At 47.8% G+C, this 9,847-nt stretch carries 9 protein-coding genes and 1 pseudogene; 2 read left to right on the plus strand and 8 right to left on the minus strand.

The window, feature by feature from the left end; translation table 11 throughout:
• The first annotated feature begins 184 nt into the window (after positions 1–184).
• Positions 185–2,527: a glycoside hydrolase family 31 protein gene (locus QUA54_RS32910; RefSeq protein ID WP_333419069.1), complete on the plus strand. Its 2,343-nt coding sequence runs from the start codon at positions 185–187 to the stop codon at positions 2,525–2,527.
• Positions 2,528–2,766: 239 nt separating this feature from the next.
• Here QUA54_RS32910 and QUA54_RS32915 read toward each other — a convergent pair whose 3' ends face one another.
• Genes QUA54_RS32915 through QUA54_RS32925 form a run of 3 tightly spaced genes read right to left on the minus strand, consistent with a single transcriptional unit; the run spans position 2,767 to position 3,716 of the window.
• Positions 2,767–3,096, minus strand: coding sequence for a XisI protein (locus tag QUA54_RS32915; protein WP_106332496.1), 330 nt, complete (start codon positions 3,094–3,096; stop codon positions 2,767–2,769).
• The gene (locus QUA54_RS32920; RefSeq protein ID WP_106332495.1) at positions 3,084–3,500 is read right to left on the minus strand and encodes a XisH family protein; all 417 of its coding nucleotides are present in this window, start codon (positions 3,498–3,500) and stop codon (positions 3,084–3,086) included. Before QUA54_RS32920 ends, QUA54_RS32915 begins: the two co-directional genes overlap by 13 nt.
• A gap of 51 nt (positions 3,501–3,551) precedes the next feature.
• On the minus strand, positions 3,552–3,716 hold the full coding sequence (locus QUA54_RS32925; RefSeq protein WP_333419071.1) for a hypothetical protein: 165 nt from the start codon (positions 3,714–3,716) through the stop codon (positions 3,552–3,554).
• A 107-nt stretch (positions 3,717–3,823) separates the two neighbouring features.
• Here QUA54_RS32925 and QUA54_RS32930 point away from each other — a divergent pair, with 107 nt between their 5' ends.
• Entirely contained in the window at positions 3,824–4,774 is a 951-nt protein-coding gene (locus tag QUA54_RS32930) for a tyrosine-type recombinase/integrase (RefSeq protein ID WP_333419073.1), read from the plus strand.
• 580 nt (positions 4,775–5,354) lie between these two features.
• Here QUA54_RS32930 and QUA54_RS32935 read toward each other — a convergent pair.
• The 5 genes and pseudogenes from QUA54_RS32935 to QUA54_RS32955 all read right to left on the minus strand — a co-directional run bounded on the left by QUA54_RS32935 (position 5,355) and on the right by QUA54_RS32955 (position 9,460).
• Complete coding sequence (locus QUA54_RS32935; RefSeq protein ID WP_333419075.1) at positions 5,355–5,789, minus strand: hypothetical protein; 435 nt, start codon at positions 5,787–5,789, stop codon at positions 5,355–5,357.
• Positions 5,786–6,571: a ParA family protein gene (locus QUA54_RS32940; RefSeq protein ID WP_106331468.1), complete on the minus strand. Its 786-nt coding sequence runs from the start codon at positions 6,569–6,571 to the stop codon at positions 5,786–5,788. The genes QUA54_RS32935 and QUA54_RS32940 overlap by 4 nt, the downstream gene beginning before the upstream one ends.
• A 243-nt stretch (positions 6,572–6,814) precedes the next feature.
• Positions 6,815–6,985, minus strand: a pseudogene (locus QUA54_RS32945) (zinc ribbon domain-containing protein); the annotation flags it as partial.
• 206 nt (positions 6,986–7,191) lie between these two features.
• Entirely contained in the window at positions 7,192–8,760 is a 1,569-nt protein-coding gene (locus QUA54_RS32950; protein WP_333419077.1) for an RNA-binding domain-containing protein, read from the minus strand.
• A gap of 91 nt (positions 8,761–8,851) precedes the next feature.
• A complete protein-coding gene (locus QUA54_RS32955; protein ID WP_333419079.1) occupies positions 8,852–9,460 on the minus strand; it encodes a 3'-5' exonuclease in 609 nt (202 codons plus the stop codon).
• Between the last annotated feature and the right edge of the window lie 387 nt (positions 9,461–9,847).

Here is a 9,847-nt window from a genome sequence, read left to right on the forward strand (position 1 = left end):
AGATTGCACTCACTTTTTTCACTTCTCTGCTGCAAAAGCGATCGTATCCCTCTTTAAAAACTGTCCGGAGTATTGTATTACCAAAGTTAAATTTAAATCTTTGCTATGCCTAAAGATACAAGCTTTTTACCAGTAGTTTATGTAAATCTCAATTGGAGAAACAATTATCTTTTAATCAGGGATTATGCCGCAATACTTCGGGCAACTGCATACCAGCGAGCAGCCTTGGTCAATCCTGGGAGCAGTACAATCAATACAACAGAATCAGCGCCGTATCCTTTTCAAATGCGGCGACCCCTGCCTTGCTATTAGCGTGCTTGCACCAAACTTAATTCGGGTACGGATGACGCCAACTGGTCAATTCCTGCCTCATCGGTCATGGGCAGTCACACAAGCAGATGAAGAATGGCCTACTGTGCCGTTTGAGGTGCGAGAAACCGTAGATGCAGTAGAAATTCAGACTGAACAGCTTCGCGTTCTTGTTAACCAGAATCCTTGTCGTATCCAATGCTTCGACAAATCCGGACAACCCTTTGCTCAGGATACAGACCAGGCGATGGGGTGGCGGACTGGCGCTACTGGTGGGTGGAAACAAATTGAAGCTGACGAACATTTCTATGGCTTCGGCGAACCCACTGGTTTACTCGACCAACTGTCTAAAGTGAGAACTAATTGGACAAGTGATGCCATTGATTTCGGCATTCTTACAGACAGTATGTATCACGCGATTCCCTTTTTTATGGCGTTGCGTCCGGGAGTGGGGTATGGAGTTTTCTTCAACACCACATTTTGGAGTCGATTCGATCTAGGTGCAGAGCAACCTGGAGTCTGGCGGATGGAAACGCAAGCTAGCGAACTGGATTATTACATTATTTACGGCCCCGAACCCGCAAAAATTCTCGATACTTACACCCAGCTAACCGGACGGATGCCTATGCCGCCTCGATGGTCGCTTGGGTATCACCAGTGTCGCTGGAGTTACGAGTCACAAGATATAATCCGCAAATTAACTCGTGAATTTCGGGCTCGCCGCATTCCCTGCGATGTCATCCACTTCGATATCGACTACATGAATGGGTACCGGATTTTTACCTGGAGTCCCAAGCGGTTCGCTAACCCGAAAGAATTGGTAGACGACCTCAAGCAGAATGGCTTTAAGGTGGTGCCAATTTCTGAACCTGGGGTGAAGTACGACCCAGAAGCCGATTATCAAGTCTTTGACGAGGGACTTAAGAACGACTATTTTATCCGCAAAACTAACGGTCAACTGTTTCACGGCTACGTTTGGCCTGATAAAGCCGTTTTTCCCGACTTCATGCGCCCTGAAGTCAGGGACTGGTGGGGAAATTTACAAAAAAGCCTAACCGACATCGGTGTTGCTGGTATCTGGAACGATATGAACGAACCTGCACTTGATGACCGACCGTTCGGCGACCCCGGTAACAAGATAACGTTTCCCCTTGACGCCCCACAGGGTCCAGCGGATGAGAAAACAAACCATGCGGAAACTCACAACCTCTACGGGTTAATGATGGCACAGGCATCTTATCAAGGGATGGAAAAGTCACGTCCGGGAGAGCGTGCTTTCTTCCTAACCCGCGCCGGATATGCTGGCATTCAACGTTGGTCAGCCGTATGGACGGGAGATAATCAATCTTTGTGGGAACACATGGAGATGTCCATCCCGATGCTTTGTAACCTGGGTTTATCGGGCGTCGCTTTTGTGGGTACGGATATTGGAGGGTTTGCGGGTAATGCGACGGCGGAATTATTTGCTCGTTGGATGCAGTTAGGAATGCTTTACCCGTTCATGCGGGGTCACTCGGCGCTAACTACAGCACAGCACGAACCTTGGGCATTTGGTGACCAGGTTGAAAAAATTTGTCGCGAATACATCGAACTCCGTTACCAATTGCTGCCCTACACATACACCCTCTTCTGGGAAGCGGCAACTACTGGAGCGCCAATTTTGCGCCCCTTGCTCTATCATTTTCCCAATGACCCGAAGACCTTCACTATCGCGGATCAGATAATGCTTGGCCCTTCGTTACTAGCAGCACCGATTTACCGTCCAGGTGTCGAACACCGTGCCGTTTATTTGCCGGAAGGTCGCTGGTACGACTGGTGGAGTGACGAGGTTTTTGAAGGGCCGATCGCTATCCTAGCCCACGCACCACTGGAGCGGATGCCATTATATGTCCGTGCAGGCTCGATTATTCCGATGGCACCAGTAATGCAATACGTAGATGAACGCCCCCTAGACGCTCTGACGCTTCGTATCTGGAGAGGCACAGGTCAGTTTACTCTTTATGAGGATGATGGTCATACTTTTGAGTACAAAACAGGTGCCTTTTGCACGACAACTTATCAAGTTCGTTCCGAAGGGCAACAAATTATTGTTGAGATTGGATCGCGAGAGGGTAGCTTTTTACCTGCAGGGCGTGAAACTATCGTGGAACTCGTCGGCATTGGTGAACAGCGCTTTGTCGATCGTGGCACCGCACAGCAGTTGACGTTTTTAATATAGAACCCATTTGACATCTTTTCTTAAAAAATAAGGCAGACAAACAAGTCGTCTCACATAATTCAATAGCCACAAGATGAGAAATCATGGGGCAATGGTGGCAAAAGAGCCAAAATCGATATCGCACAGGGCTTACGCTTACAGCAATAGATCTCAAATGGGTTCTATAAGCGTAAGTTCCAATCGCGTGACCAAACTAAATACTTTATTTTTGATGAAAATGTAAATCCTCCGTATCCCAATTACCCCACTGCAAACTCAGTAAATTGACGCACGTAAGGGGCTTTAAAAGCTAAAACAATATCTTCCTTGGGAACTCCGGCGGCTACTAACTCATTCGCTATTCCTGCTTCCGTTCTATCCCTCTGAATCCAAAATTTACCATCTTTTATATCGACGTGAATCACACAGCCGTAAACCCGTTTTTGCTCGTCCCAGCCCAAATGAACCACATGATAATGTTCCCGTTCGGTATCAAAAAGTAATTGAACTTCTGTTTCAGTATCCAAGTCATTCCTTGAGTGTTGAGACAGAATTGTTTGGATTAATTCTCTGTAGTTTACTCTTTCCATAAAAGTATCCCCTCTTGAATAGCATCAAAAATGAGTAATTTGAGCTGATGCTCAGCGATTAATTCTTGAATAAAACGATTGCTGAAAAAATCATTATACACATCTTGGTTTATTGCTAAGTACAAAATTCTGTTTGGTTGCTTTTTTCTCAGGGCAGAACGATAGCTGAGAAATTGACCCAAAGCTATATAAAAGCTGGCTAAATCAGATGCACCGATAAAAGATTTAATCTCTACAGCAATCTTGAAGCCATCTTTCTCTGCTGCTAAAATTTTCTCCCCTGCTAAGTCGATAAAAAAATCAAGTTCCTCTACCTTGATAAAAAGAGGATCGTGAGTGATGATCCATCCCTCTTTTTCTAAAGCTGAACGAACAGCATTGTGAAAGATATCTTTAGCGGACATATCATATCCACGAAATTGCTTAACCGAGCAGTATTGATTGCCATTCCGCCATCATATCATTACAGCCATTGGCGATCGCACTCCCCAAAAATTCCCCCCACTTGGCATAACTCTCCCACCCACCAGCAAGATCAGGTCATTCACAGCAACTAGCCCAAAAAAACAGGCTAAAGCTGCATAAAGGTGTTCTTCTTCGTAGAACAGGAGCGAACACACGGGCTCGTCCCCGGACGGCGAGGGTTCAGGAGGGAAGAGCCAAATCGATCGCGTGAACCGTTAAAGGCGTAAAATTTAGTATTTATAATTGCACTTTGAAAGAGTAAATGCTCAACTTACTTGGAGAGCAACAGCCGGAAACATTGAAGTTGCAGGCACCGGTCCCCCTGACTCAGCACCCGGCCTCCGTGTACATCGACAGTTTGGGGAGCGAGCGGTCAAAGGCAACCATGAGAGAAGGACTCAATATCATGGCCCGAATGCTGACAGGTGGGAAATGTGACGCAATGACTTTGAATTGGGCGGCATTGCGCTACAGACATACGGCGGCTCTGCGCTCGGCTATGGAGAAAAAGTACGCTCCGGCGACTGTGAACCAAATGCTGTGCGCCCTGCGGCGGGTGTTGAAGGAAGCTCTGCGGTTGGATTTAATCGACCCCATAGATTACAGTAAAGCGGTGGATGTCAGGAGTATCAAGCAATCGGGAAAAGTTAGGGGGCGGGCGCTAACGCTCTGTGAGATTGCTGCATTGATGGAAAGTTGCTCTGGTAAGACTCCTATTGATGTTAGGGACAAGGCGCTGATTGCTATCTTGCGAGGGGGCGGCATCCGTCGCTCTGAAGCGGTCAATCTCTTGAAGCGAGATTTCAACCTATCTACGGGAGCGCTGTTCGTCCGGGAGGGTAAGGGCAAGAAAGACAGGACGGTTTACCTCCCGGAGTCTGCTTGCGTTTTAGTGTCCCAGTGGCTGGAGTTGAGGGGAGAGGCGACTGGGCCTCTGTTGTACCCGATTCGGAAGGGGGGAGAAATTCAGCGCCGGCGGATGACGGAGGATGGTGTGTTGAAGATTGTGCAGCGGCGGGCGTTTCTCGCTGGGGTGGAGTCTTTTAGTCCCCACGATTTCCGGCGCACGTTTTGCTCGGACCTCCTCGATGCTGGGGTGGATATTGTGACGGTGCAAAAGTTGGCGGGTCATGCTTCTCCGGTAACTACGGCAAAATATGACAGGCGCGGGGAGGAAACTAAGCGGCGGGCCGTGCAGCATTTGGAATTTTAGGGCGCTTGAGAGAGCTACATAAGATTGATACAAAGTGGATAAGACAGACATCTAGGACTGCTATATCCTGAAAATACAACGGGGATTAAAATCCTCCGAGTCGCTTCCCTCTCAGCACTCTTTGTGTCTGAGTTTCACGCATCCCGTGAGGTTTGGATGAAACTTATACAGCAGATTCCAGGCAAATAGAGTACACCTTAATCCCAAACACTTACCAAAATAGTTGACAAACCCTTGCAACCGTACTCCATAAACCTGGAAATTGCTGTGGCAATTTATTTAGGACTTAAGTAAGTCGGCGCTTTAAAACGCAACTATGTAAACGATGTAAAGTGTCCAAATGCTCTCTACTGGCTGACTTAAGCCTATTTACATACTGTTACATTATTCGGTTTAATCCCGCCTACCTACTAATGCAACCATCCCAGGAATAGGGGCAACACTCACCATCAAAAATTCGTTCTTTTAATGTTTGATTAGTTTTGATGGTAACACAACCGATGGAGCTCGTCACGCGAAGCAGTTACTCCCTAAAAGTCCTAAGTAGTCCAGAGAATCAGCGATTAAGATTTACTCCCTATCAGCGCCCGGATAGCATTGTAATCAGCCGCCTCAGCTTTCCAGCAAGTTTTCTTGAATCGTAGCGGCACTTAGCTTCTAGCAAGATTTTTTCCATCAGCTCAGATGAAGCTACTGCTTGCAGCCATGCAGCTTCTAAAAATACTTCTACAGTCACTCCTTTTTCTTTGCAAAATCTCGTCAAATTAGCATCTATTTCGGCATCTAAAACAACAGCAGAATGGCGGCGAGTTGGCGGAATTTTCGCGAGTTCGGCTTTTAATTCCTCTAAGGTTGAATTGTCAGCCGTGGTTTCTTTTGAAGTTTCGTTCGCCGGAGTTGACTGTTGGGTAATTTGTTCGCTCTCCTGTTTGGGGGCGATTAAAGTATCTTCTCGGCTTGGAACAACTGTTCGCTTGCGGTTGGAGCGAATTTGGTCGAGGATGCTGTCACTCATTGTACTTTTTGTTGTAAAAGAGACTCGATTTTGGCGAGCAGTATTTCAAAGGGATATTCTAAGTCTGGATGTCCTAATTCGCTGAGAGTTTGGCGTTTGTTAATGGCTTTTTTGTACTGTTCGGATTCTCGGATTGAAGGGAGAATTAATTCGTTTTCAACTTCGTCTTTCATTCCTTCTACGGCTAGGCGGCTCTCTAGGGTTTGAGTGTTGCCAATCCAGCGGTCGCGGAAGGGCAGCACTCCTAGTACGGTAGCGTTGGTTGCTTTGACATCTCTCATGGAGTTGAGCAAGTCGAGTGTCCGCACTAGGGAACCGTAGCCTTTGACGGAGGCTTCGGCGGGTACGATTACGGTGTCGGCGGCACCGATTGCGGTTAGGCAAATCTGCGAGCGCTGCGGGGGTGCGTCAATGATACAAAATTTAAAGGCTTCGGCAACTGGTTCGAGGCGGCGCAGCAACAGGGTAGCGCCGACGCCGCTGCTGGATAGGTAGTCGGCGGCGGCGTCAAGGCCGTCGTCGGAGGGAATTAGAAACAAGTTGTCGCTACCTTCGACTGGATAGATGCCGTCTTCGATGGGCACGGATTTTTTGAGAACTTCCAGCAAGGTGGGCTGGTTGGGTTGCAGTTCTAGCCCCAGGTAGGTGGTCAGGTTGTGTTGGGGGTCGGCGTCGATAGCCAGTGTGGGATAGCCCCGGCTGGCTAGGAGGCGGCTCAGGAATAGAGATGCGGTTGTCTTGCCCTGCCCCCCGGACAGGGACGCGATGGCGACTGCGATCATGGCTTTAGGGACATGGGATGGGGTTTTCTATATATATCGTCCTCTAAAAGACGAAATTAGTCAATATCTAAATTACTAAAAAGCTAATTTTATTATTTTAGTCTATAAATTTTCACAATAAAGCTAATTTTATAAAATGACTAAAAGCTCACTTACTAAAATTAGCAAGTGAGCGCAGTCCTTACCATACCAGAGTTACCCCAAGTAGCGTAGAGGGGTAGCCACCGAGAGGTTCCAACTCAGTCAAGCGTTACTTCCGGTCTGCCCGACCGTAGTTGCTTTACGCAAAATGTTAATCGCCGCGTTTTCATCCCTGTCTGCTACGTATCCACAGTGAGAACATTTATGAGTTCTGGTACTCAATGTTTTTGCCACGTTATGCCCGCAATTTGAGCAGTTCTGGCTTGTGTCGCGCGTGGGAACGGTAATCGCTTGTTTTTGAAGAGGATTTTTTTGACTAAACTCATGTCATAGTAAGGCGTGGCGCGTGTTTAAAAGGCGCGGCGCGTGTTTAAAAGGCGCATCGCGTGTTTTATAGCGAGAAAACAACATAATATGACGCGCGGCCTTGACCCTCTAATTTCAACTGGTTGGCATCAGTCAACTTCCGCAGCAGGCGACTAGCTTGGTCTTCGCTGATACTCCACGAGTTCCACAGCTTCTTTTCTGGTAATTCTGCCGTGAGTCCTTACATATTGAAGCACCATTTGCTCTTGCTGAATGGGTTCAAAGCCAGCTTGCCGAACGTAATCAGCGGATTGTCCCAGTTCTCGGTAAACTAAGGGGCTAAGGGTGTAGGTGCGTCCTTTTTTGACGCCACGCGCTTCTACCAAACCAGCTTCTACTAATCGTTCTAACACGCTGCGGGCGATCGCTTCATCTCGTTGAATGGCACGGGCGAGAGTAGCCGTGTCTAACCGCCTCTCTTGTCGCAATTGTCCTAAAGCGATTAAAGAGTCAACGGGGAGTGGGCAATGACTGCGATTTTCCTCTTCAATCACTACGCGCAACAGTCCTAAGTCGGCTTCCCCCTCTGGCAGTCTGACGGCAACTGAATGAGAGTTTGTGCTTCGATAATCAGGGGCGGATCTTCCGTAGCGCAATAACCCCTGATAGATTAAATCTACACCGCGCCCAGTTCGTTCGGCGAGTCCGATGCGTTTAATGGCATCGGCTAGAAAGGGGTTTCTCGGTCGGGGTTCTACGACTAGCAAGTTATCCAAACTGACACCTTCAACAAAACCCCCTGGGTTGCTGATGGTAATTCCGTAATCTTCCCAGCGGATGTGAACGGCTCCCAATTTAGTGTAATCTCGGTGGATGAGGGCATTGACTGAGGCTTCGCGAAAGGCGCGGCGATCGTAGTTGGGAACGGGGACGCGAAATAAACCGATTTGCACTTCATCTTCTTCGACACGCACCTCGAACTGTTCCATGACTCGCTCAAACAGTTTTAGTAGGGGGGTGCGGTAAAAATCATTGACTCGCACTTGGGTGCCTTCCTTGACTTGAAAGGCGACTTCGTGGGTGGGTAAGTGTTCGTGGAGGGCGCTTTCTCGTCCTAAAATCAGCAGTCCGGTGACGGTGGGGAAGCGAATTCCATCCGTAGAACGCACGAAACCTAAAGCGCTGTCTAGTTCTTCATCAGTTAAGGATAGCAGAGTGCGATCGCCACCATATCGCTCTATTAATTGTCGCAGGCGTTCGCGTTCCAGGGGGTCAAAGTCGGTGACAGACGATCCGGTGACGGGTAATGAGGAGTAATCGAGAACGCCTAAGTCTGACTGGCGAGTGGCAAATTCGTAGGGATAAAAGGGGACGCATTGGGGTGTTCCGTCTACTTGCAGGCGGCGGCGTTGCAGGAGTCCGTCAGACGTGGCGACGATGCGGGGTGATTTGGGGACTTCTATGCAGGCAATGGTTTGACCTGCTTCTAGCAACGCTGTAACGCGCACGCTGACTGGGGGGTTGGTGCGGTTGCCAATCGTGGCGGCTTTGGTGGATAGGTTTTGGTGTTGGGGGTGCAAACCTGTTATTTGACCGTCATCTTCAACGCCGAGGTAAATGGAGCCTCCGTCTGTATTGGCAAGGCAGACGACGGTTTCAATCAGGTCTTTGTCTGGCAGGCGAGTGCGATCGCTCTTAAACTCGACGGTGAGGGATTCTTGTTCGGGAATCGTGCGATTCATTTAACAATATAAAATAGGGGCGACCAGACGGCATTTACAATCTTACGGGAAAATTGGATCTAAAGCCCCGTCCTTATAGGACGGCTTCCTCCTAACTGTATAAAACAAATACAGTTAGAAACACAGGAAATACTCGTTTATCTTTAAGGACTTCAACAATGCGGGGATAGACTTCGGGGAAACTCGGAGCATCGGCTACTATTGCATCGCTAATGCCGTGAAGATCTGCTGCTTCTGCGGGTATCGGAATTGAGGGCTTTATGAGCGCATCTAGCAACATTTCACCGAGACGATCGATAATTGCTATCTCTACAATCTCAGCATCGTATAGCCCCGTTGTTTCAGTATCCAGAATCACCCAATCTTTCTGGCTTAATTGTTCTCTTGCCCAAAGAACAGCATTCACTCTATCTTTTTCTATGAAACCTACTTCTCGATACCACTCTTGATAATCCCGCTTGATTTTAGCTTTGAGACGGTTGGCGGCAAGAATTTCCAATTGTTTGGGAGATGGCTTTCTTTTGGGTCGGCAGGATGCAGGATTGTTGATATCGTAGAGCAACACATCGTATTTCCGGGTTGGGATAACGCCTGAAGGTTTCAGAGGCGATAAACCAAGTTCACCCAGTTGCTTTTTAGTTTTCAGGTGCGGTGGCGGTTCGTTAGGTTCACCCCACCAACTATATTTTGTTAGTTCCATAAGAATCGTTAAACTCCTAAACGAGCGCGCCTTAATTTAAGCGTTTCGAGTTTAGCCAACACAACATCTGGCGACTGCGATTCAGCAGCTTTTACGGCAAACTGCTGGACTCCTTTGTGAAAAATTGCATAGTATCCATTATAACCGTCAATATTTGGCTCTAAATCAACCCACTTAACATATACAGCACTTCCGGCTATTATGAAGCACAGTTTTACTCGTATCCCTTTCCTGTCCTAACTTTCGATACTGTCTGCGTACCTCATAGCAGCCGGAAGTGCTGTAGTTCGTCGCCAACCGCTTTAAATTCAATAGACCTCTTGCAAAATAATTTTATGATATAATGAAAAGTTTTGCTGAGAGTTGATTGAATCCCAACTCCTAACT

The organism is Microcoleus sp. MOSTC5, assembly GCF_036701825.1.
Lineage (GTDB): Bacteria > Cyanobacteriota > Cyanobacteriia > Cyanobacteriales > Microcoleaceae > Microcoleus > Microcoleus asticus.

Bases quoted from the DNA above. Each gene is read 5' to 3' on its own strand.
- QUA54_RS32930 (WP_333419073.1), top strand. From the start codon at position 3,824: ATGCTCAACTTACTTGGAGAGCAACAGCCGGAAACATTGAAGTTGCAG.
- QUA54_RS32920 (WP_106332495.1), bottom strand. From the start codon at position 3,500: ATGTCCGCTAAAGATATCTTTCACAATGCTGTTCGTTCAGCTTTAGAA.
- QUA54_RS32955 (WP_333419079.1), bottom strand. From the start codon at position 9,460: ATGGAACTAACAAAATATAGTTGGTGGGGTGAACCTAACGAACCGCCA.
- QUA54_RS32910 (WP_333419069.1), top strand. From the start codon at position 185: ATGCCGCAATACTTCGGGCAACTGCATACCAGCGAGCAGCCTTGGTCA.
- QUA54_RS32915 (WP_106332496.1), bottom strand. From the start codon at position 3,096: ATGGAAAGAGTAAACTACAGAGAATTAATCCAAACAATTCTGTCTCAA.
- QUA54_RS32950 (WP_333419077.1), bottom strand. From the start codon at position 8,760: ATGAATCGCACGATTCCCGAACAAGAATCCCTCACCGTCGAGTTTAAG.
- QUA54_RS32935 (WP_333419075.1), bottom strand. From the start codon at position 5,789: ATGAGTGACAGCATCCTCGACCAAATTCGCTCCAACCGCAAGCGAACA.
- QUA54_RS32940 (WP_106331468.1), bottom strand. From the start codon at position 6,571: ATGATCGCAGTCGCCATCGCGTCCCTGTCCGGGGGGCAGGGCAAGACA.